Source organism: Pseudoduganella ginsengisoli (assembly GCF_009720865.1).
Lineage (GTDB): Bacteria > Pseudomonadota > Gammaproteobacteria > Burkholderiales > Burkholderiaceae_D > Rugamonas > Rugamonas ginsengisoli.
The window spans coordinates 88,642-112,020 of sequence record NZ_WNLA01000019.1 but is presented as its reverse complement, the minus strand read 5'-3'; the positions used below and the strand labels follow the sequence as shown (position 1 = coordinate 112,020).

The following is a 23,379-nucleotide window of genomic DNA, read 5'->3' as shown; positions in this document are numbered from 1 at the left end:
ATGTGGCAACAATCGTGGCAACAATCCGCTGTTGCGCCCCGCACCCCGCCGCAGCCAGCAACTGCAGCGCGAGGCAGAATCCGAACAAGTGCGGGGTTGCCGGCATATTTAATTGGCAGGTTGGGCGCTAACACGAAATTACCAATCGTTAATTGACATATGGTACTCCGCTCTGCCAAAGCCGCATATAATCGTGGATTCGCCGTTAGTTTTTTCGCCACACATGACTTCCAACGCATTGCCTGCAGTGGTATTGCTGCACAGCTCCATGAGTTCCAAGGGCCAGTGGTCCGAATTGATCAACCAGCACCAATCGCAATTCCGTTTCATCGCAGTTGACTTGCTGGGCTATGGCAAATCGCCATTCCCGGATGAAGCGGCCGGTCCCGGCTTTTCGCTGGCGCATGAAGTGGACGCCGTCATGGCCGCCATTTCACTGCACCTGGCGCCGGACGAACCGTTCCACCTGGTGGGCCACTCGTATGGCGGCGCCACGTCGCTGCGCCTGGCGCGCCAGGAACACCAGCGCGTGCTGTCGCTGACGGTGTTTGAACCGGTGGCATTCCACTTGCTGGACGAAGCCGACGACGCGCGCGTGGAAATCGAAGACGTGGTGGCCTGCATTAACGACGCTGCCTGCGACAAGGATGGCACCCGCACTTTCATCGATTACTGGAACCGCGCCGGCGCATTCGATGCGCTGCCGGAAGCTCAGCAGCAGCGCTTCACGTCGCAGATCGCCAAGGTGAAACTGGACTTCCACGCCTTGTTGAACGAACCGGCCACGCTGGCCGACATGGCGCAGTTGGCGATGCCGGCGCTGGTAATGTCCGGCGCCCACAGCCCGCTGTCGACGCGCCGCGTGGCAGCACTGCTGGCACAAGCGCTGCCCAATGCCACGGCAGTGCAAACCAAAGGCGGCCACATGGCGCCGATTACGCATGCCGCGGCAGTCAATCCGCTGATTGCCGGCTTCCTGGTGGGCGAGGAAATCGACGCCGCATAACATTCGTAGGGCGGGTTTTACGGGGACGCCGAGTCAAACCCGCCTTGCATGCGCCGCGTTAAAGCAAGCAGGCGGGTTCGTGGAACCCGCCCTACCATTCGGAGCAACAATCTCCGGTTGCACTACCGGGACGTCATCCTCCCCGTCCGCAAAGCAATTTCCCAATCCGGCCGCCCATTGCGCGCCGCCAGTTCCGCCGCCTCGCGCCAGTCATACGGCACCGCCAGCAACTCCACCTGCCACCCGTGCGCCTGCTTTTCCAGCAACGCATACCGCGCATGCGGCGTCCCATTTTCCACCTGGTGCGGATAGGGCCTGTCGTCGTCATACGCCTGCAACCCGACACTGCCCGGATTGACAATCAGCCGGCCATCGTCGAGCTGCACCGCTCGCGGCACGTGCGTATGCCCGCACAGCACCAGCGGCGCCGCCGCGCCCGCTGCCCGCTCTGCCACTTCCTCATATGTGGCCGGCCGCATCCCCTGTGGCGCAGTCACGCTCTCCAGCCAATACGTGACGTCACTGCGCGGCGTTCCATGCACCATCTGCACGTCGTCATTCAAGCGCAATGTCCCTGGCAAACCGGCCAGCCACGCGCGCTGTTTCTGCGTCAGCTGCTGGTGCGCATACAGGTCGGATGGCCCCATGCGTTCCGGCGCCTGCGTCAACACTTGCCGCTCATGGTTGCCTGCAACGGTAGGCAGCGCCAGCGCCATCAGCCGGTCCGCCGTTTCGCCCGGGAGCAACGGCCCGGACACGATATCGCCCAAATTGACGATCAAATCCGCCCCGCGCCGCGCAATGTCAGCCAGGACGGCTTCCAGCGCCCACAGGTTACCGTGGATATCGGACAAGGCAGCGATCCGCATGGGATTCCTTTCTGCAGTAGTGAGAACGCCATCGTAGCAAACAGTGGAAAACTGCGCCGCTTGCGGGAAGCTTTTACAATGGCAGGCGTCGGCCAGCCAATCAAGGAAAAGTCATGAAACAAGCCATCGTCCACATTGCGCTCGTAGTGCGGGACTACGATGAAGCCATCGCATTCTACGTCGGCAAGCTGGGGTTTGAACTGGTGGACGACACGTATCAGCCAGCCCAGGACAAGCGCTGGGTGGTCGTGGCGCCGCCCGGCGGCACCGGCACGACCCTGCTGCTGGCCAAGGCATCGAAGCCGGAGCAGCAGCCGTTCGTCGGCAACCAGGCCGGTGGCCGGGTTTTCCTGTTCTTGAATACGGACGACTTCTGGCGCGACTATGAACGCCTGCGCACCAACGGCGTCACTTTTATCCGGGAGCCGAAGGAAGAGGATTACGGCACCGTGGCAGTCTTCGAAGACTTGTACGGCAACCTGTGGGACTTGCTGCAACTGCGCCCGGGCCATCCTGTGGCGCTGCGTGCCATGCGCTGATGAATTACCTCGCCCATATCTTCCTCGCCCGCCACAACGGCGCCGCCATGGTGGGCGGCATCATGGGCGACTTCGTAAAAGCCGACGTCACGGGCCGCTATCCGCCCGACGTCGCACGTGAAATCCAGCTGCACCGCTACATCGACAGCTACACGGACAGCCACCCGGCAGTCAAGGCGTCGGCGGAACTGTTCCCGGAAGGCCGGCGGCGCTATGCGGGCATTTTGCTGGACGTGTTTTACGACCATGTATTGAGCCTGCAATGGCAGCGCTGGTGCGACGAACCGCGCCAAGCCATGCTGGACCGTTTTTATGCCGCGCTTGCCGAGCATCACGCGCTGCTGCCGGACCGCTTACGCGCCATGGCGCCGCATATGGTGGAGCTGAACTGGCTCAACGCGTATGAAGATTTCGCCGCCGTGGAAAAAGCCATTGAACGGATTTCGCAAAGGCTGAGCAGGAATGGCGCGCACATGCGTGAAGGGATTGCGGATGTGCGCGAGCACTATGCGGTGCTGACGCAGGGGTTTGAACAATTCTTTCCGGATTTGATGCGCTTTGCGGAAGAACGGCGTGCCGCCATGGTGGGCGCATATTCCTAAGGCATTTTCTTCATATGGACAATGCCTGCCACTGCAGGGGAAACGACTCCAGCGTTTGCCAGCGTCCGCCGTCCTGCTGCTCGATCAGGCGAATTTCCGGCAGAACGAACGTCAGCCGTTCCGGCAACGTGTACGCTCTGGCCAATGCATCCGGAATAGCTTGGGGATTGCGCGGATGCGCCAGTGTGATGTGCGCCTGCTGCACTCGAACTTCGTCCGAAGCCAGTACATATTTTCTTAACTCTTGCAAAGCACCCTGCCCCTCCACGCATTGCAGCAGCACGCCATGACTGGAAAATGGCTCGGCTTTGCCAAAGGCCAGCGTCAGCGGCGCCTGCGTACCGTTGCGCAGCCGTGCACGGATTGCCGGCAGATCGGTCAGCTCATCTTCCCGGCATAGGGTGACGTGTGCGGGAATCAAACCATGTTGCACAGGGTCGGCTATCCGGCGAATTGCCTCTACGCTTTCAGCAGCGCCTGCTGGCAGGTAGAGGCTTAACTGGCGCCGTTTCGGTGGAGACGTATCCATAACGATCGCGCTAAGCGTTGGAGTTTCCTTGTAGACAATATTAGCAAGGTGACCGCACGTTTGCTGCCCGCGACTTCTGGGAAGCCACAACAATGGCGACAAAAAATATTGGTACTTTTCAGAATCTTTGCTACAATGCGGCCTCTCTTGCAGCGAGCCTGCGAGATGAAGGAGAGATGGATGAGTGGTTTAAGTCGCACGCCTGGAAAGCGTGTATAGGTTCATAGCCTATCGGGGGTTCGAATCCCCCTCTCTCCGCCAGGAACAAAATGAGGAAGCCGCCCACTGGGCGGCTTTTTCGTTTTGGGCCTGGCGGAGAGAAGCAAGGCCCCTGCGGGCCTTGCGCGGGGGATTCGAAAGCGATCCGCCTGCTGGCGGTCGCGCGGTCGCGGGACGCGACCGAATCGCCCATTTGCTGTTGATTTGCCGCGCAGCGGCAAATCAACAGCGCCGCGCGCCGAGGGCGCGCGTTCTTTCACCACTTCGGTTTACGGCAGCATCCAGGCCAGCAAAATGCCCCAACGCCCACGTCCGATGAAAGGCGAGTGATATACGGCACCGCCCCACTTCAAACGTGCAGCACGGCGCTTTCTACTTTGATTCGCGGATCAGGTAGCACGCCATCGTGTCCGGCGCATTCGCCGTATAGCCGTTGGCCTTATCGGCAAGATAGCTTTGCTCGCTGCCGTATCCAATAACGTCCCAGCCAATGTCCGTACCACTTGCCCCGCGGTGAGTGACCGTAATGTAGCGATAGCGGCATTGCGGCGAATACCGCGTGAACTTGAACGAATAGCGATCAACATCGGCGTCCGTGGTTTGCTCTATGAGCTCATACGGCAGCGACTCGCAGCGGCTAAATGTCGTTGACCACGAAATGGTTTTCGCATGCACGACCAGCTTGCCAAAACAGGCCCTTCCCGTCCCCGTAAAAGTTCCAGTGAGTTTTTCAGTATGCGCCTGAATAGCAGGTGCCACGCAAACAAGCGTGATGGCTGCGGTACAGATCAGGCCGCGCATGCCGCACTTTCAGAAAGGCTTTTCCTGATCACCGACATGCAGTAATCGAGCTTGGCCGCATATTCCGCATCGCCTACGTTGTAACGGATGGCAATGCGCTGCGAAGTCGGCAGGTCCCAACTGGCAATCATTTTTCCTGTCGATGCTTTCTGATAACGCAAAGTCTGTCCCTGGCCCAGTGGCGCGGCGCCACGGTTAAGGTTTTTCAGAGTATCAACGGTGGTACCGTTTGCCCGCGCCAGCGTCGCATAGGTGTCGCCGCGCCGGACTTCCAGTGTATATACGTTGGAATCGGCGGGGTCTTGTACTGTCCCGATCCGATAATGCGCCAGCCGCATCAGCAGGTAGCCGACACCGGCACGCATGTTCATGACTGGATTTCCCCGAATCGTCGTGCCGATGAGTCTTTTCCTGACATCCGGCGGCAAGACCAAATCGCCGCCTTCATTCCCGAACAGCAGAGCCCGTAAGCCTGGATCGCCGGGGTTGCCAATCTGCATCGGGTTGCTGCGCCATGCCGGATTTGTCGGGCCGCATGTTTCCGTCCAGATCATGGCTTTAATAATCCGCCAGTCAAGCGAGTGAAAGCCTGCGGTACCGGCCAGATGGCGATTGAATTCATTAACAACCTGCTGGATATCGCAATCGTATTCATGCCAGCGCCGGTCGGTCAGCGCTGCATCAATGGTGTCTTTCCCGCGGTCGAATCCTGATTTGTGCTGGGCGTTGGATTTACTGCCTGCATGTGCGGACATGGGCACTCCTTTCGACAATGGGAATTTTGACAACTGAATGGAAGCCGGCCCCGGACACGAGTTCGGCATACCCATCGTAAGGTTGCGAAAATTTGTCGATTGGCCCTATCTCAAGAGATGCTGTTCAATGGAATAATCGGCAGCCCGCTAAAGCAATTCATCTTTGTTAGGAATCGGGTTGAACACAAAGCCAGGCATATCGACTGACAACTTCCTTGGCTCTGACCGCGACGCAGGCCCCGCAGGTTTCCCACGGAAACCAGCACCTGCCCCTGCCGCGCCAGATTGCTGCGAATCCGAACTTTCCGATTGCTGCCCTGACTTCTGCAGGTAACGATGAACGTAACCAAGGAAGGCATCGTACTTGATGTCGATGCGCTTGGACTCATACAGGTGTGCCCATACCGTCTTAACGGAGTACGCCGCATTGAGCGCATCGCGCACATCGTCGCGCACGGCAAGAAAGGCCGTCAGATTTTTTGCTTTCTGAGTTGCTGGCTGCGAAGCAACCCATTCCCCAAGTTGGCTTACATAATTTTTCGCCATGGCATCAATACTCCTATGCGTTTGAAGCCCGATCGATGAGCGGTTGCGCCCCGATTGCGACGCAGAACCGGCTGAATCGCGGTCGCAGTGCGGACTGTTCGTGGACTAATTCCCAATTAGTTGTCAACTGGGTTAGCTAACCGGATCAATGGAGGACTAATGGACAACTAATGGCCGACTGTTGGGCGACTGCTGCCCTCTCAGTAGTGTTATCCATGGTTTCGGGTTCGACTTGATGTGCAACAGACGACAAACCGAGGCCGGGATGACTTTCTGTCTTGGCGTAAGAACTCTGCGAATGCGGGCAGGATAGGTGAAGTTAGCTAACCTGCGGTTAGCTAACTTCACCTCCTGCTTATTCGCACCTGCGGTGCTCAACGAAAATATACCCGACGAATCATTTCAAGCACATCTTTCCATTTTGCAAATTTTTTTCAAGAACTGCAGAAGCAACTTTGGATGCCACCAAAAAATTCTTCCGTTTACCTGCGGTAGCCGAGGCATGAGGAGTGCTTTTTGCGAAAAGACGCGTTACTGCACTCTGCATCAACGCGCGCAGAGATTGCCATGGAGATACCGCGAGGATCAACGAGAAAATTAACTTACGTCCAGCAAAACTATGAATCCGTCCGAAAGCGTGGCAATATTGCCAGAACTCAACGACAACTACGAGGCGTACTCCCATGGAACTTCCTATTCAAATGTTTGGGCATATTGAAAGCATGGGGGAACGCTTGGAAGCAATTTTTTGTCGGGACTTGGATCGTCCGGACGAAGTGATGATTCAATGGTGCGGTTCAAATATGCAAAAATCAGCTGGCATTTTGATGAGAATATTTGAAGTTAACTCAAATACAATCCGACTCACTCCATTAATGTTTTACGTTCCGGATAATGGTGGTGGGCTTTTTGCCCCGCCGAGACTGGAAAATTATGATCAATTAGTAAAGGTTTCATCAGAGCTAAAGCTACATAAGAATTCCTTAGTTGGAACTTGGGGGCACGAATCAAATGAAGGCGGAAAAGTAGAATTTTTCATCAAGAAACCAATGAAGGTTAAGGCGCGCAAACTCCGGAATTGGTCCGCGTTCAAATCTTGGGCAAGCGAAAAACGCGCAGAAGGAAATTTCGTCGATTTTCGAGGCCATGGAAGTAATACATTTACCTTGTCGTCTACACTTCACCGTGCTGGACGCTCTAGATCTGAACGCTTTTGCTATGAAACTATGCCCAGATTTCAAGGATTTGCGGAAAATATTCTGGACATGCGTTTTACTAGAGGAGATCCAGACGATTTTTCAGTTGCTGTAGGACTCGCTCAGCATCATGGCCTCCCGACGCCATTGCTTGACTGGACAGCATCCCCCTACGTTGCGGCTTTTTTTGCATTTTCTGATGCATTAGCGAACCTCTCGACTCGCCCAAATTCAACCCATGTTCGAGTTTATTCCCTTAGCCGAGCCCTTTCATCAATAGCATCACCGATAGTTTCACTAACAGCACCAGGAAAACATGCTTCGTACCTTAATATAGCTCCTCGGAAAAATCCACGGCTACTTGCCCAGCAAGGAAGATTTTTGCTTACAAACATTGTAGATCTTGAAGCATTTTTATGCGAAGCCGAAAAGGTTACCAAAATAGAGTTATTGACGGCCGTGGATATTCCAATTTCAAGCGCCGTAGAGGCTCTAGAAGATTTGTATTTTATGGGCTTATCTGCTGCTTCGATGTTTCCTGGTCTCGACGGGGTTTGCACAATGATGAAACATGAAATGAATTTCAAACAAAAAATCTGAATATTAAATATAGAATTAACCATATTTAAAATAATGGAGAATCCATGTCAGCTTGGGACAATTTTCTCAAGGAAGTAAGAGCTGCCGAACTTGATCTTGGCAGTCCAGCAGAGGTTTGGTATCGAGGTCACTCCAACCATCAATGGCAACTTATTCCAAGTCTTCCCAGAGAGAAAGATTGGGAAAAGAAAGAGAAAGCATTATTTCTGGAGTTCACAAAGTCCGCATCGCGACTATTCGATCGGCGAACTAGTGACTGGGAAACTCTTTTTGACATGCAGCATTATTGGGTTCCAACGCGCCTACTTGATTGGAGCACAGTAATGGGCATTGCAATTGCATTTATTCTTCATGGAGACTATAGCGATTCAGATGATAGTGCATTATTCATACTTGACCCTATTGCTCTAAATCGCCTAAGTGGTAGAGAGGACATAATCAACGTCCCGGAAGATAAATCTTTTGAATATAAAACCATTTATTGGGAAAAGCGACCCATTCAAATAGAGAAACCGCTTGCAATTAGACCTAACCATCAGAGTGATAGACTGCAAGCTCAAAAAGGTGTTTTCACCGTTGCAGGATCAGTAATGAATGGATTCGAATCTGCAGCATCAACCTCTTTTCGAAAAATAATTCTCCCGAGCGCTGCAAAACCAGAAGCACGCGAATTTTTACGCTGGGCAAATTTAGATGAATATACTATTTATCCAGACATTGTTGGAATGGCCCGCCACATCAAGAGAAAAATTCTTTGAGGAAAACAGTTATGGAACTAAGCAAAAAAGATCGAATCTTCCTTATAAATCAGTACAAGATACTCTCCCAATTAGAAAAGGAAAATTCCTCTCATTATCTTGAACTGATTGAAATTCTAGAGTATGGCTACCAGGGATTTTATCACAAAATAGGAGATTGGATTTCAGATGAAATGCCGGAAGAGGATAGTAGGTTCGTTATCAGTATTTTAGACCTATACCGATCAATTGAAAATATAAAGAGGTCAACCAAAGACGAAAAATTATTATCCCACCCCATGGCTACTTTCCCTGGCTTTGATGGCAACAATGAATCTGAATATCTTGGATTTTGCCGTTTTCTTATTGATACACAAGGAAAATTCCAAGAACAAGAACAATATTTATCAAAAAATGATGGCATGAACAGTCATACGCCGATGTATGAAAAATATCAAAGAATGATAGCCGCAGCGGAAAAAATTAACTCGTTTCACAAACTAACCCTTAACGACATCTTTTCAATTTTGGATGCTTAGCTGATTGAAGCGCTATCCGTCGATAAAAATGCAGATTTCCCTTAGCAAGGAAATCACGTTGGAATACTTTTAGGTTTCATACATGATTATTAAAGCATTACTCAATTGGATTGCCGCTGCTGCATCTCTAATTGGTCTATTCTTCACTCTCCGTCCAGTATCAGGGTCCATGTCTCTAAAGCAAATGACTTTCGTTGCTGTTGTTTCAATCATATTCACCATCGCGGCCATCCGCGATATACTGGAGGAACGACGAAGACTCGCAAAAAGATATCGAAACTCTGATGCCATCAACAGTTATATGTTTTCCATGCTAAAGAATAGTGGCCGTTGCGAAATTTGCTCACGTGATGCTAGTTGGGTTACAGATGCCAAAATTTATGCTTTGTTAAAACAAAAGGCCAGCCGAAGAGAATTAACCTTTCTTGTTCACAGATCCACGCCGGAGCTAATTGAGTTAAAAAATCTTGGGGCAGAGATAATTGTTTACGGCTCATTAGGGTTTGATCCAATTACGCGCTTTACGGTTGTAAATTCTGGCAACCAAGCTTCATCATATGTGGCCATTGGCCGACGTAAACCCAACGAGCACCACGTTATTGAAGAGCTTGATTCGTCTCATCCAACTTATTCCATGGCCCTTGATCTCATTCGTTCTATAAAAATAGCCAATGATAACTTTAAAAAAATCTAAGAGCCTAGCCCGCATTACGCGCGAGTGGGATGCGATTGCGGCACTGAGAGATGAACAAGTATGTTCTGGCAAGGACCACAGCGCTAACTTTGTACTTGCCCCAGCCATTTTAAGCGAACTTCATAGAGTCAAAACTTTGATTGACATTGGTTGCGGCACGGGCTGGCTTACAGAAAGAGCTGCGGAGTTCGCTGAACTAGCCGTTGGCATTGATCCTAGCGAGCAATCTATCGCGATTGGACGTAAGCAGCATAAAGGCGTGGGCATCAGCTTTCATGCCGAGAGCATAGAAACTTATGCATTAAAGGGAAAGAAGTTTGATCTCGCGATTTGCAATATGTCAGCAAGCAACGCACCAGATCTTCAAGCATTTATTTCCGCATCCCGAGAGATTATAAAAAAAAATGGAATTTTCATCATTACTATTCCCCATCCTTTTTTCTGGCCCATATATTGGGGGTATGCCTCAGACCCAAATTTCAATTATAAAAAATCATTTGCAGTTGAAGGAGAATTTAAAATCCAAAATGAATTGAGCAATATTTTAACGACGCATTTTCACCATCCTATAGAAAAATATATTTCCACCTTAATCAGTAACAGATTTCGTATTGATGAATTCAAGGAACTCGTCGGGCGCGGCTTTCATTTGCCAAGGTTTATATTAATAAAAATGAAGGCAATATGAATATCTTCCATGCAGAAAACATCTTTCAATTTTCACGAAATTTTGGATACATTAAAATTTATTTCCGAGTTTGATAGTAAAAAAATCAAGCAATAACTATCGAATTATATTTCAAAAAACGGGGTATGCTTCGGGGTATGCGGAACATCAAATTTATTGCATCAGACGTTTTTACAACGATATGAAATAAGATATAAATCCCCCTCTCGAAGAGGAAGCCGCACACTGGGCGGCTTTTTCATTTTGGGTTTGGCGGAGAGAAGCAAGACCCCTGCGGGCCTTGCCCGGGGGATTCGAAAGCGATCCGCCTACTGGCGGTCGCGCGGTCACGAGACGCGACCGAGTCGCCCATTTGCTGTTTATTTTGCCGCGCAGCGGTAAATAAACAGCGCCGCGCGCCGAGGGCGCGCGTTCTTTCACCACTTCGGCTTGCGACATGAGGCACCAACACGCCGCACTGTGCCTTCTACCTCGACTCCCGCACCAGGTAGCACGCCATCGCGTTCGGCGCATTCGCCGTATAGCCATTGGCCTTGTCCGCAAGGTGGCTTTGCTCACTGCCATAACCGATGACACCCCAGCCAATGTCCGCCCCACTTGCCCCGCGATGCGTGACCGTAATGTAGCGATAGCGGCACTGGGGCGAATGACGGGTGAACTTGAACGAATAGCGGTCGATATCCGCGTCCGTGGTTTGCTCAATGAGTTCATACGGCAGCGACTCGCAGCGGCTAAATGTCGTCAACCACGAAATGGTTTTCGCGTGCACCACTAGCTTGCCGAAACAGGCCCGTCCCGTGCCCGCAAACGTTCCGGCGAGTTTTCCGGCCTGCGCCTGGCCAACAGGCGCGAGGCAAGCAAGCGTGACGGCTAAGGTGCAGGTCAGGCCACGCATACCGTGTTTCCAGAATGTCTCTCTCTGGAATCAATGGCGGGGAACGGCACGGCGGATGGCCCTGAGATCTCCTTCAATGTAATAAAGATGATGCTCGTCATTTCCAATATCTAAGAGGTATCCGCCCTTGAAATTTTGAAATGAACCACTTCTCCCAATGCCGTCGAAGTTGAAGTTAACACATAGATAGGAACCGCTAGCGTCTTTCACTCTGCTCCAAGAGGCCAACGCCGGACTGAATTCCGATGGCACCGTGCGGCCTTTTGCAATCACCTTTGCGTTATCCAGCGGATAGATTCTTCCGGAGTATATCAGAGCGCCTTTTCCAGATTTTTCCCCATAGCCAATCTCAGTCTTACCATCTACAAAATAATAGATGGCGTCATATCCCACTTGAATAGTTTTCTTGCTCACTTATTAAATTTGTTGACAATTCCGACAGACGCACAGCGCGCGATACAGCCTCACCCAGAAGGCAAGTTGATTGCATTATTTTCGATGGCATCGCCGCCGCCGAAAATTGGCAAACAATAAGAAACGACAAGATGGAAAGAAGCCGTTGAACGTTACTTTTCATTTGTACTCCTTGGCTTTCATGACTTGAATATTCTGTGGCGAAATCCTCCAGAAAATAGTTCCGCCATGAGCTGCGGTAGATTCATAAATGTGATCGAACCTACCAAGCTGCCGGATGGCCTGACGCATTGCGCAGCGAAAAATATTGCTCGATTACTTCCTCCTTATTCGCTCCTTGGGTTTGGAATAGCACATCCACAGGTGCAGAGGTCATTATCGAGCGCGATCTGCTGACCGTTAATACTGCCATTGGCGCTTGCGGAAATTACCTTGCCGCCAGCGGTAGTCGAAGCGCCTAGTGTGATAGTGTAACGCCGCACATTCATCTCCAAGGTAGATGCAATGGCAACCAGCGTAGCGAAAGTTCCCTGCACGAAATTGATTGTGATCAACAATTGCACCGACACAACCATGCGACCAGTCACGAAACAGGTTGGAGCCAGGAAAAACTATCAGCACTCGAGCGACGTAACATGGCAAGAACAAGTTTCTTGCACAGATAAGCCCGGCAGCTCCTTGTGGTTTGCGGGCTGCATAAAACTCTGTGGCGGATTCACAGATCGTAATCTTGTCTCCGATATGAAGGAACCCGTGCTCGGCTCGCAAGGTGTGCTAACAGGTCTTGGCCCCGAGCAAAGCCAACCCACGATTAGTGCCCAGCAAACCGAACCAAAAGCGCCACACTGTGATTGCCCCCGCGCCTAGCCACATGGCATGATCAGGTGACGCAATGCTGCACTATTTATTGGCGCGGCGGTTTGATGGCCATTTGCTGGGGAATTGATGGGGAAGTCGGTGCGGGAACTGATCGGAAAGCGGAGACGATTTCCTGCGACATTGGCGGCAACATTCGCCGGGCTCGTCCTTGCCTTACCGGCATGGCCGCTTGAGCCATTAAAATTCCTGTCGGACGAAAACGCCCCGTTCGCCTATATGGATCCGGTCAGCAAGTCGATTGGTGGACTGACCTTTGAAATGGTTGCCGAGGCGTCGCGCCGCGCCAACATTGCCGGCAAGATGGAACTCAATCCATGGGCGCGCGCCTATTGGCGCGCCCAAAACGAAGCGGACACGTGCGTCTACCCGGTGGTGCGGCTTGCCCAGCGCGAATCGCAGTTTCAATGGGTGGGGCCGTTGTCGAAAAATACCTGGGTGCTGTTTGCCAAGAGCGATTTTCGCCAGACCGTCGACAGCCTCGATGAAGCGAAGAAATACCGTATCGGCGGTTTGTTGCAAGATGGCCCCTCGACTTTCCTGCAAGCCCGTGACGTCAATGTCGAACTGGTCGGGACCAATGAACTCAATTTGAATAAACTGGCCGCCGGACGCATCGACCTGTGGGCCACCGGTTTATTTCGCGGCAAGCTGGTCGCGCAGAAGGGCAACGTGCCCATCAAGCCCGTCTTCGTGATCCAGGAAGTCGATCATTACATGGCGTGCAATTTGGCGGTGCCGTACCGGATGATCGAAGACTTGAACAAGGCGGTCGGAACCATGTGGCTCGATGGTTCGATCAAGCGCCTTGGCGAGAATTACCAGAAAAAGCAGCTTGACTGACTGCATGGCGGTCTCGCCCCGCCCAGAATTCAATCACGAAAAACTGCATCCACGGCCAGAGCCCATATCATTGGACAAACCGTTTGATGCGGCCGATCGGGGCCATGTGCAAACAAGCATTTTGCAGACGGCCCGATATCAATCACCAGCGACAAAATACGACATCCGCCACCCCTGCTCTGTTTTCGTGAATCCAGCCCGATAGCGGTAGCCAGCATTCGGCGGGCACTGAATGTTTTTGTCGTCCGCATAAAACACACATCGCCCACCAGTCACCCGATGTAACTCACGAAGGGCTGCTGGATCACGTCGCCATGCATCGATTGCCTGGCTTGCGTCACCGTCACCGCCAAAGCTCCAGGTAAATTCCGAGACCATCTGACTTCGAAGCGCCGTAAAGTTCTTTGCTTTCGCTGCTACGTGCACTTCCTGGATGACCTTACGGGCCTCGGCCGGAATCGGCTTGCGTTCCAAACCTGCATGACCGGCCTTGCTGAGCATCGCAAGAATTATGGCTACAGACATCTGTCGTCCTCCGGGAATTCCTAGTTGAACTGGAATTGAAAATGATCACTGTGTTTGTCGTTGTACCTCCGGCCGTTCATTGAGCAGACATTCCTGCATCAGCACGTCGAACCAGCGATGCTTTTCCCATATCGAAGATCCAACCCGAAATGGCACGTGTACGGGCTTTTCTTGTCCAGTCTATCGAGGGTGCACGATACATCTCCCCGTTCACGGACCCGCAAATCAGCCGAAGCACCACACGCATCTTTCTCATCCGGACCAATTGAATCAAACAACTGTTTCGCAAGCGCGCCTTCGACGAAAAAGGAAATGCGCCTGTCTTTTGCAGTAGGCGCGGCCTTTTCATCCAAGTTTTTTGAGTAAATAAGGAAACGGCCAGTAAATGACACGTATGTGCCGTCCCACGCCTTTGGTGATGCGGCAAGTGCCAGACCAGTAACGCATACGCCAGCCGCAATGGCTCTCAAAAAATATCTTGTCATAGACTAGTCAAAATTGAACATGAAAGTGGTTGTCATGCTTCTTCAGCGGCCTAACCCCGGGGATCTTCACATCATTGAAGAAGATGAGCAGCGGACTGGCAGAACAACTGCGAAACAGCTTAATCAACTTTTCCGTCCCAGCGCGGTCGTACGCATCGTCCTGATACACGCAGCCAATTTCCTTTCCATCCTTACGTAAAGGACGGATATCGACTTCGACACCTCGACGGTGCGAATCATGCCCTCCCATCTTCGGCCCACCCGCAGAGCTGATATCGCCCACGCCGAACTTGCGGGAATCGATGCCCTGCCAAGCCCGTTCCACGGCAAAAATCAAAGACAGCATTTGCGGGTGCACGTACTGATTCACGCCTGCACCCGGTTCGCCGTACACGTAATACCCTGCATCTTCAGGCGCCTGCGGAATCATGACAAAGCCCCGGCTGTCATGCGGCTGGATAATTTGCGTCATCGCCGCTCCTAGGCAATCCGATTAGTCGACAAATCCCACCCACCAGAAGTATTCCCTCCCGCCCCGCCGCCAATCCGCTGCTGCGTGTACTTCCACCGCACAACGGAAAACTTGAGGCTGATGGAATCCTGAAGAATGTCGCCCTGATGAATCGCCTGGTTCACGCTGCCGATCAGCACATTTTCCAGCTCAATTTCGTAATACTTGACGCGGTCACCATGACCATCGGCCCGCAGAAAGTCAATTCGCGCTCGCGGTAACGTGCGGCCAGCCGCGCAGTTTTGCATCAGCAGCGGCGAGGCCAAGTCCGCCAGCTTGGTAATGGAAATGCTGCGGATGTCACAGCGTTCGGCCGTATGGCCGCCGGCTGTCGATGACGTTGCACTCTTGGGCTGACTCACGCCCCATTGCGCCGACGTACACTCAATCCAGCCCGCATGCCCACTATCCGTCGACTCCCCTTTCACGCCATCCAGTTGCAGATAGACGTCGATGGCCATAACGACCTCCCTGTGCAGTTGATGAGGAAGTCAGTATTTCCGATTGGAAAATTCAGAGTTTGACGCCCGACAGGCGGCACACCAAACAGCCAACCCAATGCAACACGACAATCTCCCGTGCGCACGGGAAAAGAATTTTCAATTACGATATTCTTGCATCAACGTAGCTAGCCCACGCTCGCGTGCGCTACGGCGTGGATGGCCTCCTCGCCTGCCCATCGCAGGCGCGAAAAACCAGCAGGTGGAAAACAAGTGTCGTACTGGGAAGAATATTTCAATGCTTGGCTCGCGTGGCACGAAGCTGTGCTGCGCTATCAGGCAGAGCTGCAATCGCTGATGCTGACTAAAGATCCGTCCGAAAAACAGCTGCAGGAATTACGCAAGGAAGTCATCGCACGGCGCGATGCAATGAAGTCCGCCGCCGCCACGGTGGATCAGCAAGCGGCGCCAAACCACCGGAAACAAAACGGCACGGCGTGATGCCAGCCGTGCTTGCTCCACACTGGAACATGCCAGTCGCGGTGCACGGCCAACTCACATTGGCGTCATCCGTAACTGGCAACTCCGCACCGCCGCTCCATTTACCAGCATGCTGCCCGTCGCGGAATATGCCGTCACCGCCCGCCCATCCTGCACAAACTTGCCCTTCAGCCGGTACTGCCACGCCCTTCCCGGATCGCTCAAGCGGTGGCCTTCCCCACGCATGTCCAGGTCCAGGCCCACTGCGGCGCCCGTCAGCGATTCCGCCAAATCCGCTCCCGCGCGCCGGATGACGGCCTGGTTACCCGTCACATCCATTGCCAGCTTGACGTCAAACGCGGCAGCATTCGCGCCACTGTCCGCACGTGCACTGCAAGCGAGATTGCCGCTCCACCTGGCAGGGATCGCGGATGCGTCTATCAATTCCGCCGCATGCTGTTCACCGCCAATATCCTTCACATCCAGCAGCAAATGCTTGACCACTTGCCGCTGCGCGAATGCGGGATTTTTGCCGATCAAGACACGCATATCGCGTGGATACTGGTCGCGTACCAGCATCCGGCTTTCCTGGCCGCATGCAGGGCTCAGGTACACCTCGCCCAGGTACGTGGTCTGCCCCGGCACCACCTCGAAAGGCAGCATGGGCATGGTCTTGCTGACGATTTGCCAGTTGGCGTAGCGCGGCGCGAGGAAGTACTTGCCTGCTGGGAGAGTGAGCGCGTTGACGGTGCCATAGTGGTCCGTGAAATCGCTTTTCACCGCATAGACATCGATCGACATGCCGGAAAATCCGGGTACGTCCGCACCGTTCGCATCTTTGACGTACATGAACTTGCTGTACACGGAGCATTCCTTGTCGGAGCCCATCGACAGCACGACGATGCCGCTGTCCGCCTTTTGAAAGTCGCCCAACCGGATCCGGTCCGGCGAAGTGTGATTCGCCACGATGCCCGAACAGCCCGCCAGCAGTCCTGCTGCCGCCAGTCCCGCCACACCATACAGTTTCATCGTAGATCCTCTTGCAGAGACAAAGAAACTGTATGTTTGCGCAAAATAATCAAAAAGACAATTACCATCTTTACCACAGGGCGCCCGAACCGGCGCCCCATACAGCAATTACGGCGTCAGCGCAAAGTTGACGCTGGCTTGGTCAGCCGTCGCAATATTTACCACCTGTACCGACTTGGCTGCTTAGCCATTGGCCGGCGCATCGACGCGGTACTGCCCCGCCGACCATGAAGGGCGGCCGGGTTCTACCATTGATATTTTTCCAGCATGGCCCGGTACGCATCTGACTTGAAAAACTTCTTTAGTTCGCTGTCGAAACGGTCCCGCAGCTCCGACAAATGGCGCTGTCTGGAAAAGCCGATATAGCTCGGCACGGCCTCGATGGGCGGCGACAGCCTGACGATCGTGTCTGCGGCGTCTCGCATGCCGGGCAATGCCAATGTGGCCATCGCCGTGTGCAGGTTGCTGGGAACGAGATCCACGCGGCCCGCCGCCAGTTTCCTGAAATTTTGTTCAATCGTCGATGCCTCATCGATGACGAGCCTGTCGCGAAACCCTTCAAACCTGGGCCCGTAATTGATCTGCCGCGCCACGCCAATACGTACGCCTTTGACGAGATCCATGTTGCCATTAAATTCCGGCGCGTCTTGCTTGCGGGCGAAAAAATAGACGACTTGCTGCGCCAGCACTTCATGGCTGTAATCGAGGAATTGCTCACGGACGGGGGAGCGGTAGATGGTGAAAATACAGTCGGCCTGCCCCGCCTTGACCATCGCCATGGCGCGTTCCCATGGATACAGGTTGACCGCCACGTCATCCCCCATTTGACGGAACACTTGCCTGACCAGCTCCACCGCAAATCCCGTTGGTTCGGCGCCCCCGGTGATCAACGGTGGATATTCGAAAGACACGCAGGTGTACGATGCCGCCGTCACGGCGGCGGGGAACGGCAACAGCACCAGAAGTGCCAGCGAAGACAGGAATTTCATCGGCGCGCTCCTTTAACACGGCTATTCTAGCCGGTCAGCTTTGCCGCGTGAAAAGTAATGATGAGAGCATGGGGCAATTACGGCGTTAGCGCGAAGTTGACGTTGGACTGGTCAGCCGTTGCAATATTCACCACCGGTACCGACTTGGCGGCATAGCCATTGGCCGAGGCATCGACGCGGTACTGCCCGGCCGGTAACACCGTATTGGCCGTACCAAACACCAGCGGCAATGTCGTGCTGTAAGCCACATACCGTGGCGCCGTCACCGGCAGCTTGGCCAGCGTGTAGGCGCCGCCGCCAATCGGCGTCAACGTGTATTTCAGCGTAACGGTGGGTCCGCCCGTGATCGATTGCAACGCGGCGACTTGCGCCGGTTCCGTGCTGCTGGCCGGCGTTTGCGTCACGCTGCCGCTGATGTTGCCGGACAGTGAAACGGCCGGCGCAATCGGCGCCGCTGCCGTGCTGAGCTGCGTCATCGCGCTGGCCGTCACCGGCACTGCGCCTACCACGTTGGCCGCATAGCCGTCCGCAGTAATGACCACGTCGTAATTACCGGCGGGCAGGCGCGCCAGCGCGAATTCGCCGGTGGAGGGATTCGGCGTGGTGGCGGCCACGACAACGCCATTTTGCTGGGCGGACACCGCCACGTGGCTCCCCAGTGCGGCCGTGGCGACAAACCCGCTAATGCCATTCAAGGCGGTGGGCACAACTTTCACGACTGGCTTCAAGTTATAGCCGCCACTGTTGCCCTTGGTGACGATGGATTTGCACGCATCGAAATCCAGCACCAGGTCGACGCGCTGGCCGGCCGCCACATCGAATTCATTGACCAGCTTGATCCCGCTGGTCAGCGCGCTCGGGGTGTCCAATGGGACTTCGGTCGTGGTGCCCGTCTTGACGACAGTATTGCTGTTGGCGCCGCCATCGAGCACCAGCCGCAATTGGCTGTAGTGACCGGCGCTCAGCGATGCCGTGCCCAAGGCTTCCAGCGTGCCATTGTTCAGGTTGAGCAAATTGATTTTGCGGGCCGGCGACAAGGTGATGTCGGTCCAGCCACTGTCGGTATCGCTGGCGGAGGCGCTTTGGTTGATGCGGACTTTGGAGACGGTCACGTTCACTGCATCAAAGCCGCAAGCAGGCGCGTCGGTCAGGGAAACGGCGACGCTGCCCATTTGTACCGTGGCCGGTGTCGAGCTGGCGCCGCCACCTCCTCCGCCACCGCCACATGCGGCCAGCAAACCAGCAACGGCTGCCAGGGATAAAGCCGGAACGGTGTATTTCATCATGGGCCTCCTTATGGATGAGTTATGGGGCCATTATCCGTTCCGGATAGTAATTTGAATGTTAGGCAGCGAACATAGTAACGGACTGTTACAGAATTGCGGTCTGTCACATCTGTTGCCGGAAGTGCAGTGCGCACGCTTCCATTCCCACGCGGCGGTAAAAGCGCTGTGCGCCTTCATTGCTGAGCGCGGTATCCAGCACCAGTTGCCCGCAACCGCGTTCAGCGCCGATACCGCGCAGCGCGGCCAGCAAGCGGGCGCCATGGCCGAGTCCCCGCTCGCTGCTGCACGTGACCAGGTCGTCCACGTACAAAAAACTGCCATGTATCAGGTTATCCAGCTTGCGGTAGCCCGCCAGTGCCAGCGGGCGGCTGCCCTGCCAGCACACCAGCAACCGGTAGCCCTGCGCGCGCTGCGGCGCCAGCGCCGCCAGCATCTGTTCGGCCGTGTGCAGGCGCGGACGCAGCTGGCGCATGACGTCGAAACACGCCTGCAAGTCGGCATCGGAATCCGCGTGGCGGATGGCGGGCTGGTCCATGTCAATCTCCCTGGTCCGGTACGTTGCGCAGGAAACCCTGCAGTGACGCGGCAATCCACGCATCGGCTGCACTGGCGGCGTGTGCCAGCGGCTGTTCCGTAAAAGCCAGTGCGGTGGCGGACACATAGCTGACGCTGTGCAACCCCACCACGCCCAGCGCCGCGCTCAAGTAGGGGCGGAAGAAGTCCGGCTGTTTCGGCGGGTCGCGGAACATCGCGCCGCCCGATGTGACGGCCACCAGCACCGGCCGGTCGCGCAGCAAGCCTACCTTGCCTTCCGGTGTGTTCTTGAACGTCACCCCATTGCGCACCACGAGGTCGAGCCACAATTTCAGCGCAGCCGGGACCGTGAAATTGTGCACGGGCGAGGCAATGACGACCATGTCGGCCCGTTCCAGTTCCGCCACCAGTTCATCGGACTGCGCCAGGTGCGCGCCATAGCGTTCGCGCGCTTCATCGATGGGCAGTAACAGCGACTCCGCATATTCAGCCGACAGCGGCGCCAGCGGCTGCCGGCCCAGCTGGCGTTCCGTCAGCGTGACGGCCCGGCCACAGTGTTCTTGCAGCGCCCCTGCCAGACGCCGTCCCAGCAGGCTGCTGGTGGCATGGCGCGGGCTGGCTTCAATCAACAGCAATTCCATCGTTTGCCACTCCCAATCAAGCCAGCGCCGGCGGCGTGCGCGATGCGATGTTCAGGCGGTTCCACGTATTGATTTCACCGATGGCCAAGGTAAGGTGCGCAATTTCCTGTTCGCTGAACTGCGCGCTGACTTCCGCGTAGGCCGCGTCCGATACTTCCTGCCCCGCCAGCACCGTCACGGCTTCGGCCCAGGCCAGCGCCGCCCGCTCGCGCGGGCTGAACACCGGCGCGTCGCGCCACACGGCGGCCAGGTTGATTTGATGCTCGCTCAAGTCGTGTTCGCGTCCCAACGGCACGTGCATGGCGACGCAGGCGGCGCAGCCGTTGATCTGCGATACGCGCAGGCGTACCAGTTCCAGCAATCCCAGCGGCAGGCCGGAATTCTGGACTTTCAAATGCACGCCATACATGGCTTTGTAGCCTTCCGGAATCAGCTTGCTGGGGTCGAATCGTTGGCTCATTTTGTTTCCTTCACAGTGGTTGCTCGATGGACGTATCGTAGAGGTGACGTGGTACGATTCATATACCCATTTAGCAGAGAATTGATTAGGCCACTTTGTCGTGAAACTTGCGGAAGAACTGGAATTCGCGCTGGGTCCCCGTGCGCAGGGCATCACCTTGCAGCGCTGGCTCTACAGTGAATTGCGGGAAGCCGTGCTGTCGGGCCGGCTGGCGTCCGGACGGCGCCTGCCGTCCACGCGCGACTTTGCGCGCCAGCACCAGATCTCCCGGGGCACCGTGCTGCTGGTGTACGAACAATTGATCGCCGAAGGTTACCTGGCAGGCGCAACGGGAAGCGGCACCACGGTATCGGCGAAGCTGCCGTCCAAACTGCCGGCCAGGCCAGCGCCAGCATCATCAGCAGGAGCTGCGCCGCCGCGCCTGTCACGGCAAGGCCAGCTGCTGGCCACCAGCCCGTTCCCCTTGCGGGAAAGCGGCGCCGTGGTCCCGTTCCGTCCCAGCCAGCCGGATGTGGCGGCCTTCCCGTTGCCGACGTGGCGGCGGCTGGCCACCCGCTACAGCCGCACCCGGCTGGCGCAGGAAATGGGATACAGCGATGCGGCAGGCTATGCGCCGCTGCGGCGCGCCATTGCGGAACATTTGCGCTATTCGCAGCGCATTGCGTGCGACGCGGAACAAGTGATTATTTTCTCCAGCACGCAGCAGGCGCTGGACTTGTGCGCGCGGCTGCTGCTCGATCCCGGCGATGCCGTGCTGATGGAAGACCCCGGCTATCCCGGTGCGCACAGGATTTTTCAGCAGGTTGGCGCCCGGGTGCACGGCGTACCGGTGGATTTACAGGGCTTGCGCACGGATCCGACATTGCCGGTGGCGCCGGACATCCGGCTCGCTTACGTGACCGCCGCACACCAGGCGCCGCTGGGCGGCACATTGCCGCTGGAACGCAGGCTCGCCTTGCTGGACTGGGCCGACGCTTGCGACGCCGTCGTGATTGAAGACGATTACGATGGCGAATGCCGCTATGACGGCGTGGCGCTGCCCGCGCTGAAAAGCCTGGACCGCAGCGGTCGGGTGCTGTACCTGGGCTCGTTCAGCAAGCTGCTGTTTCCATCGCTGCGGCTGGCTTACCTGGTGGTGCCGGACGGCTGGACCGATGCCTTTGCCGCCGCCCAGTCGCTGACGTGCCGCAACGCGCCGGTATTCCAGCAGGCTGTGCTATCGGCCTTCATAGCGGACGGCCACTTCGCCCGCCATTTAAGGCAAATGCGCCTGCTGTACAGCGGACGGGCGCAGGAATTCCAGCGCGCGTGCAAGGCGCACTGCGACGGCCTGCTGGAACTGCTGCCGCTCAGCACGGGACTGGACGCCACGGTTTTGCTGCCGCAGGGCCTGGATGACCGCGTGGTCGCCGCCGCGCTGGGGCAACAAGGGATCATGGCGCGGCCCATATCGATCTACCACGTGCAGCACCCCACCCCGCCGGGGCTGGTGCTGGGGTTTTCCAGCTTTGACGGGCCCGCCATCCGCGACGGGATGGCGCGGATGGCGGACGTGCTGGAGCGGATTAAAACTTCACGCTGAAGCCGGGGTTGGCGGCTTGTTCCTTCGTATAGCTGACGCCATCGACGCGCAAGCCATCGGCATTGACCAGCGTGATCAGCCCGCCCTTATTCGGCAGTGTGACGGGCGCTTTCAACGTCACGCGCAACGTCTCGCCGGCCGCCAGCGAACCGCTGAGTTTTTGCGCATGTTTATCGCGGTCCAGCAAGCGCCAGTTGGTCAGATCGATGGTGCGCGACGTGACGTTCAATAAGGTGACGGTTTCGGTTTCCGGTGTGCTGACGCCATTGACCATCGCCGCAACGATGCGCACGGCGCCATCGGGCATGTTCGGCGAAGGCTGGCCGCCCGGCGGGAATGGCGTGTCCGGAATATTGTTGTCCGATGGCGGGCCGCTGGTCGGGACTTTGACGATGTGGCCCGTGTGGTCATCGCTGTGCCAGCCCTGCGACTGGAATTTCAGGAAGATGCCGACCCACTGGTTTTGCGCGGGGAAGTGCAGCAGCAGCGCGCCATCCTGGTAGACGCCGTCATCCTTCGTAAAGTCACCGGAATTGGCCTGGTTCATGTGGATGTCGTGCACGCCATTGCCGGGCAAGAAGCCGAAGATTTTATCCTTGAGGCCGGGCTCCGGCCCCCACCGTTCGCCAAACGCATACAGCACGGCATCTTCATCGGACATGGCGCGCTGGATGTACTGGTCGATTTTCTCGTTGAGGTCGTTATCCGGGCCGCTGACGTTGGCTGGCAACGGCACCAGTTCGCGCGGGTCGAACAGGTTGCTGCGGATAAAATCGAGCGCCATCCCGCCCGGTTCGCGCTGCAGGTTTTTCCAGCCTTGCGGCAACTCTTTTAATTGGTTCAGGATCGGGTGCTGGAAGTGGGACACCACCAGGTATTCCACGTCGGATGGCGCCAGTTGGGATTTCACGTTGACGGCAATGCGGTAGTCGGTGGTGTTGTCAACCACGTGCACCTGGTAGTGGGGATTGCTGCCGGAACCGGTCTGGCGATTGACCGGGCGGCCTTTCAGTACACCATAGCTTTTCAAGGACATTTTTACCTCCTTCGTCTTGGCTGCACTGCTGGC

At 55.6% G+C, this 23,379-nt stretch carries 29 protein-coding genes and 1 tRNA gene; 12 read left to right on the top strand and 18 right to left on the bottom strand.

Annotation, left to right across the window (positions count from 1 at the left end):
* Positions 1-223 precede the first annotated feature (223 nt).
* On the top strand, positions 224-1,006 hold the full coding sequence (locus GM668_RS23260) for an alpha/beta fold hydrolase (RefSeq protein ID WP_155441350.1): 783 nt from the start codon (positions 224-226) through the stop codon (positions 1,004-1,006).
* A 122-nt stretch (positions 1,007-1,128) separates the two neighbouring features.
* On the opposite strand, the gene GM668_RS23255 is transcribed toward GM668_RS23260, so the two are convergent.
* Positions 1,129-1,875 (bottom strand): metallophosphoesterase family protein, encoded by a 747-nt coding sequence (locus GM668_RS23255; RefSeq protein ID WP_155441349.1) that lies wholly within the window; start codon positions 1,873-1,875, stop codon positions 1,129-1,131.
* Between the two features lie 113 nt (positions 1,876-1,988).
* On the opposite strand from GM668_RS23255, the gene GM668_RS23250 reads away from it, so the two are divergent.
* Both GM668_RS23250 and GM668_RS23245 read left to right on the top strand, forming a co-directional pair.
* A complete protein-coding gene (locus GM668_RS23250; protein WP_155441348.1) occupies positions 1,989-2,414 on the top strand; it encodes a VOC family protein in 426 nt (141 codons plus the stop codon).
* Positions 2,414-3,016 (top strand): acyl carrier protein phosphodiesterase, encoded by a 603-nt coding sequence (locus GM668_RS23245; protein WP_155441347.1) that lies wholly within the window; start codon positions 2,414-2,416, stop codon positions 3,014-3,016. The genes GM668_RS23250 and GM668_RS23245 overlap by 1 nt, the downstream gene beginning before the upstream one ends.
* A gap of 10 nt (positions 3,017-3,026) precedes the next feature.
* Here the strand turns inward: GM668_RS23245 and GM668_RS23240 are convergent, their stop codons facing one another.
* On the bottom strand, positions 3,027-3,545 hold the full coding sequence (locus GM668_RS23240) for a 2'-5' RNA ligase family protein (protein WP_155441346.1): 519 nt from the start codon (positions 3,543-3,545) through the stop codon (positions 3,027-3,029).
* Between the two features lie 170 nt (positions 3,546-3,715).
* On the opposite strand from GM668_RS23240, the gene GM668_RS23235 reads away from it, so the two are divergent.
* Positions 3,716-3,806: transfer RNA gene (locus GM668_RS23235), tRNA-Ser, on the top strand.
* Between the two features lie 330 nt (positions 3,807-4,136).
* Here GM668_RS23235 and GM668_RS23230 read toward each other — a convergent pair.
* The 4 genes from GM668_RS23230 to GM668_RS23215 form a co-directional block, all read right to left on the bottom strand.
* Complete coding sequence (locus GM668_RS23230) at positions 4,137-4,565, bottom strand: hypothetical protein (RefSeq protein ID WP_155441345.1); 429 nt, start codon at positions 4,563-4,565, stop codon at positions 4,137-4,139.
* The gene (locus GM668_RS23225; protein ID WP_155441344.1) at positions 4,553-5,320 is read right to left on the bottom strand and encodes a LysM peptidoglycan-binding domain-containing protein; all 768 of its coding nucleotides are present in this window, start codon (positions 5,318-5,320) and stop codon (positions 4,553-4,555) included. Before GM668_RS23225 ends, GM668_RS23230 begins: the two co-directional genes overlap by 13 nt.
* Positions 5,321-5,467: 147 nt before the next feature.
* Entirely contained in the window at positions 5,468-5,866 is a 399-nt protein-coding gene (locus tag GM668_RS23220; RefSeq protein ID WP_155441343.1) for a TraK family protein, read from the bottom strand.
* A 397-nt stretch (positions 5,867-6,263) separates the two neighbouring features.
* The gene (locus GM668_RS23215) at positions 6,264-6,551 is read right to left on the bottom strand and encodes a hypothetical protein (RefSeq protein ID WP_155441342.1); all 288 of its coding nucleotides are present in this window, start codon (positions 6,549-6,551) and stop codon (positions 6,264-6,266) included.
* Between GM668_RS23215 and GM668_RS23210 the strand changes: the two genes are divergently transcribed.
* From GM668_RS23210 to GM668_RS23190, 5 genes are all read left to right on the top strand, one after another.
* On the top strand, positions 6,550-7,662 hold the full coding sequence (locus GM668_RS23210) for an FRG domain-containing protein (protein WP_155441341.1): 1,113 nt from the start codon (positions 6,550-6,552) through the stop codon (positions 7,660-7,662). The two genes, GM668_RS23215 and GM668_RS23210, sit on opposite strands and share 2 nt — an antisense overlap.
* Before the next feature lie 44 nt (positions 7,663-7,706).
* The gene (locus GM668_RS23205; RefSeq protein ID WP_155441340.1) at positions 7,707-8,420 is read left to right on the top strand and encodes an FRG domain-containing protein; all 714 of its coding nucleotides are present in this window, start codon (positions 7,707-7,709) and stop codon (positions 8,418-8,420) included.
* 11 nt (positions 8,421-8,431) lie between these two features.
* Positions 8,432-8,938, top strand: coding sequence for a YfbU family protein (locus GM668_RS23200; protein ID WP_155441339.1), 507 nt, complete (start codon positions 8,432-8,434; stop codon positions 8,936-8,938).
* Positions 8,939-9,020: 82 nt separating this feature from the next.
* A complete protein-coding gene (locus tag GM668_RS23195; protein WP_155441338.1) occupies positions 9,021-9,632 on the top strand; it encodes a hypothetical protein in 612 nt (203 codons plus the stop codon).
* Entirely contained in the window at positions 9,610-10,320 is a 711-nt protein-coding gene (locus tag GM668_RS23190; RefSeq protein ID WP_155441337.1) for a class I SAM-dependent methyltransferase, read from the top strand. The genes GM668_RS23195 and GM668_RS23190 overlap by 23 nt, the downstream gene beginning before the upstream one ends.
* Positions 10,321-10,786: 466 nt before the next feature.
* Here the strand turns inward: GM668_RS23190 and GM668_RS23185 are convergent, their stop codons facing one another.
* Together GM668_RS23185 and GM668_RS23180 are read right to left on the bottom strand one after the other, a co-directional pair.
* Positions 10,787-11,215 carry a hypothetical protein gene (locus GM668_RS23185; RefSeq protein ID WP_155441336.1) on the bottom strand — a complete coding sequence of 143 codons (429 nt, stop codon included), beginning with the start codon at positions 11,213-11,215 and terminating at the stop codon, positions 10,787-10,789.
* 30 nt (positions 11,216-11,245) lie between these two features.
* Positions 11,246-11,629 (bottom strand): hypothetical protein, encoded by a 384-nt coding sequence (locus tag GM668_RS23180; protein WP_155441335.1) that lies wholly within the window; start codon positions 11,627-11,629, stop codon positions 11,246-11,248.
* A gap of 945 nt (positions 11,630-12,574) precedes the next feature.
* Here GM668_RS23180 and GM668_RS23175 point away from each other — a divergent pair.
* Entirely contained in the window at positions 12,575-13,348 is a 774-nt protein-coding gene (locus GM668_RS23175; protein ID WP_155441334.1) for a substrate-binding periplasmic protein, read from the top strand.
* Between the two features lie 138 nt (positions 13,349-13,486).
* Here GM668_RS23175 and GM668_RS23170 read toward each other — a convergent pair whose 3' ends face one another.
* The 3 genes from GM668_RS23170 to GM668_RS23160 all read right to left on the bottom strand — a co-directional run bounded on the left by GM668_RS23170 (position 13,487) and on the right by GM668_RS23160 (position 15,330).
* The gene (locus GM668_RS23170; RefSeq protein WP_155441333.1) at positions 13,487-13,873 is read right to left on the bottom strand and encodes a hypothetical protein; all 387 of its coding nucleotides are present in this window, start codon (positions 13,871-13,873) and stop codon (positions 13,487-13,489) included.
* 492 nt (positions 13,874-14,365) lie between these two features.
* Positions 14,366-14,830: a penicillin-insensitive murein endopeptidase gene (locus GM668_RS23165; protein ID WP_155441332.1), complete on the bottom strand. Its 465-nt coding sequence runs from the start codon at positions 14,828-14,830 to the stop codon at positions 14,366-14,368.
* Positions 14,831-14,838: 8 nt separating this feature from the next.
* Positions 14,839-15,330, bottom strand: coding sequence for an Hcp family type VI secretion system effector (locus GM668_RS23160; RefSeq protein ID WP_155441331.1), 492 nt, complete (start codon positions 15,328-15,330; stop codon positions 14,839-14,841).
* A gap of 252 nt (positions 15,331-15,582) precedes the next feature.
* Here GM668_RS23160 and GM668_RS23155 point away from each other — a divergent pair, with 252 nt between their 5' ends.
* Positions 15,583-15,810: a hypothetical protein gene (locus GM668_RS23155; RefSeq protein WP_155441330.1), complete on the top strand. Its 228-nt coding sequence runs from the start codon at positions 15,583-15,585 to the stop codon at positions 15,808-15,810.
* A gap of 54 nt (positions 15,811-15,864) precedes the next feature.
* On the opposite strand, the gene GM668_RS23150 is transcribed toward GM668_RS23155, so the two are convergent.
* The 6 genes from GM668_RS23150 to GM668_RS23125 form a co-directional block, all read right to left on the bottom strand.
* Complete coding sequence (locus tag GM668_RS23150; protein WP_155441329.1) at positions 15,865-16,818, bottom strand: hypothetical protein; 954 nt, start codon at positions 16,816-16,818, stop codon at positions 15,865-15,867.
* Between the two features lie 245 nt (positions 16,819-17,063).
* Positions 17,064-17,807, bottom strand: a complete 744-nt coding sequence (locus GM668_RS23145; protein ID WP_155441328.1) for a substrate-binding periplasmic protein — start codon at positions 17,805-17,807, stop codon at positions 17,064-17,066.
* Positions 17,808-17,884: 77 nt separating this feature from the next.
* Complete coding sequence (locus GM668_RS23140; protein WP_229499772.1) at positions 17,885-19,093, bottom strand: DUF4382 domain-containing protein; 1,209 nt, start codon at positions 19,091-19,093, stop codon at positions 17,885-17,887.
* Positions 19,094-19,196: 103 nt separating this feature from the next.
* A complete protein-coding gene (locus GM668_RS23135) occupies positions 19,197-19,628 on the bottom strand; it encodes a GNAT family N-acetyltransferase (protein ID WP_155441327.1) in 432 nt (143 codons plus the stop codon).
* 1 nt (position 19,629) lies between these two features.
* Complete coding sequence (locus tag GM668_RS23130) at positions 19,630-20,268, bottom strand: FMN-dependent NADH-azoreductase (protein WP_155441326.1); 639 nt, start codon at positions 20,266-20,268, stop codon at positions 19,630-19,632.
* A 16-nt stretch (positions 20,269-20,284) separates the two neighbouring features.
* A complete protein-coding gene (locus GM668_RS23125; RefSeq protein ID WP_155441325.1) occupies positions 20,285-20,728 on the bottom strand; it encodes a carboxymuconolactone decarboxylase family protein in 444 nt (147 codons plus the stop codon).
* A 100-nt stretch (positions 20,729-20,828) separates the two neighbouring features.
* Between GM668_RS23125 and pdxR the strand changes: the two genes are divergently transcribed.
* Positions 20,829-22,310, top strand: a complete 1,482-nt coding sequence (pdxR, locus tag GM668_RS23120) for a MocR-like pyridoxine biosynthesis transcription factor PdxR (RefSeq protein WP_170305781.1) — start codon at positions 20,829-20,831, stop codon at positions 22,308-22,310.
* Here pdxR and GM668_RS23115 read toward each other — a convergent pair.
* A complete protein-coding gene (locus tag GM668_RS23115; RefSeq protein ID WP_155441324.1) occupies positions 22,294-23,346 on the bottom strand; it encodes a DUF2278 family protein in 1,053 nt (350 codons plus the stop codon). The two genes, pdxR and GM668_RS23115, sit on opposite strands and share 17 nt — an antisense overlap.
* Positions 23,347-23,379 lie beyond the last annotated feature (33 nt).

What these genes read in the sequence shown, in the direction of transcription:
- GM668_RS23260 (WP_155441350.1), top strand. Translation starts at nt 224, where the DNA reads ATGACTTCCAACGCATTGCCTGCAGTGGTATTGCTGCACAGCTCCATG.
- GM668_RS23255 (WP_155441349.1), bottom strand. Translation starts at nt 1,875, where the DNA reads ATGCGGATCGCTGCCTTGTCCGATATCCACGGTAACCTGTGGGCGCTG.
- GM668_RS23250 (WP_155441348.1), top strand. Translation starts at nt 1,989, where the DNA reads ATGAAACAAGCCATCGTCCACATTGCGCTCGTAGTGCGGGACTACGAT.
- GM668_RS23245 (WP_155441347.1), top strand. Translation starts at nt 2,414, where the DNA reads ATGAATTACCTCGCCCATATCTTCCTCGCCCGCCACAACGGCGCCGCC.
- GM668_RS23240 (WP_155441346.1), bottom strand. Translation starts at nt 3,545, where the DNA reads ATGGATACGTCTCCACCGAAACGGCGCCAGTTAAGCCTCTACCTGCCA.
- GM668_RS23230 (WP_155441345.1), bottom strand. Translation starts at nt 4,565, where the DNA reads ATGCGCGGCCTGATCTGTACCGCAGCCATCACGCTTGTTTGCGTGGCA.
- GM668_RS23225 (WP_155441344.1), bottom strand. Translation starts at nt 5,320, where the DNA reads ATGTCCGCACATGCAGGCAGTAAATCCAACGCCCAGCACAAATCAGGA.
- GM668_RS23220 (WP_155441343.1), bottom strand. Translation starts at nt 5,866, where the DNA reads ATGGCGAAAAATTATGTAAGCCAACTTGGGGAATGGGTTGCTTCGCAG.
- GM668_RS23210 (WP_155441341.1), top strand. Translation starts at nt 6,550, where the DNA reads ATGGAACTTCCTATTCAAATGTTTGGGCATATTGAAAGCATGGGGGAA.
- GM668_RS23215 (WP_155441342.1), bottom strand. Translation starts at nt 6,551, where the DNA reads ATGGGAGTACGCCTCGTAGTTGTCGTTGAGTTCTGGCAATATTGCCAC.
- GM668_RS23205 (WP_155441340.1), top strand. Translation starts at nt 7,707, where the DNA reads ATGTCAGCTTGGGACAATTTTCTCAAGGAAGTAAGAGCTGCCGAACTT.
- GM668_RS23200 (WP_155441339.1), top strand. Translation starts at nt 8,432, where the DNA reads ATGGAACTAAGCAAAAAAGATCGAATCTTCCTTATAAATCAGTACAAG.
- GM668_RS23195 (WP_155441338.1), top strand. Translation starts at nt 9,021, where the DNA reads ATGATTATTAAAGCATTACTCAATTGGATTGCCGCTGCTGCATCTCTA.
- GM668_RS23190 (WP_155441337.1), top strand. Translation starts at nt 9,610, where the DNA reads ATGATAACTTTAAAAAAATCTAAGAGCCTAGCCCGCATTACGCGCGAG.
- GM668_RS23185 (WP_155441336.1), bottom strand. Translation starts at nt 11,215, where the DNA reads ATGCGTGGCCTGACCTGCACCTTAGCCGTCACGCTTGCTTGCCTCGCG.
- GM668_RS23175 (WP_155441334.1), top strand. Translation starts at nt 12,575, where the DNA reads ATGGGGAAGTCGGTGCGGGAACTGATCGGAAAGCGGAGACGATTTCCT.
- GM668_RS23170 (WP_155441333.1), bottom strand. Translation starts at nt 13,873, where the DNA reads ATGTCTGTAGCCATAATTCTTGCGATGCTCAGCAAGGCCGGTCATGCA.
- GM668_RS23165 (WP_155441332.1), bottom strand. Translation starts at nt 14,830, where the DNA reads ATGACGCAAATTATCCAGCCGCATGACAGCCGGGGCTTTGTCATGATT.
- GM668_RS23160 (WP_155441331.1), bottom strand. Translation starts at nt 15,330, where the DNA reads ATGGCCATCGACGTCTATCTGCAACTGGATGGCGTGAAAGGGGAGTCG.
- GM668_RS23150 (WP_155441329.1), bottom strand. Translation starts at nt 16,818, where the DNA reads ATGAAACTGTATGGTGTGGCGGGACTGGCGGCAGCAGGACTGCTGGCG.
- GM668_RS23145 (WP_155441328.1), bottom strand. Translation starts at nt 17,807, where the DNA reads ATGAAATTCCTGTCTTCGCTGGCACTTCTGGTGCTGTTGCCGTTCCCC.
- GM668_RS23140 (WP_229499772.1), bottom strand. Translation starts at nt 19,093, where the DNA reads ATGATGAAATACACCGTTCCGGCTTTATCCCTGGCAGCCGTTGCTGGT.
- GM668_RS23135 (WP_155441327.1), bottom strand. Translation starts at nt 19,628, where the DNA reads ATGGACCAGCCCGCCATCCGCCACGCGGATTCCGATGCCGACTTGCAG.
- GM668_RS23130 (WP_155441326.1), bottom strand. Translation starts at nt 20,268, where the DNA reads ATGGAATTGCTGTTGATTGAAGCCAGCCCGCGCCATGCCACCAGCAGC.
- GM668_RS23125 (WP_155441325.1), bottom strand. Translation starts at nt 20,728, where the DNA reads ATGAGCCAACGATTCGACCCCAGCAAGCTGATTCCGGAAGGCTACAAA.
- GM668_RS23115 (WP_155441324.1), bottom strand. Translation starts at nt 23,346, where the DNA reads ATGTCCTTGAAAAGCTATGGTGTACTGAAAGGCCGCCCGGTCAATCGC.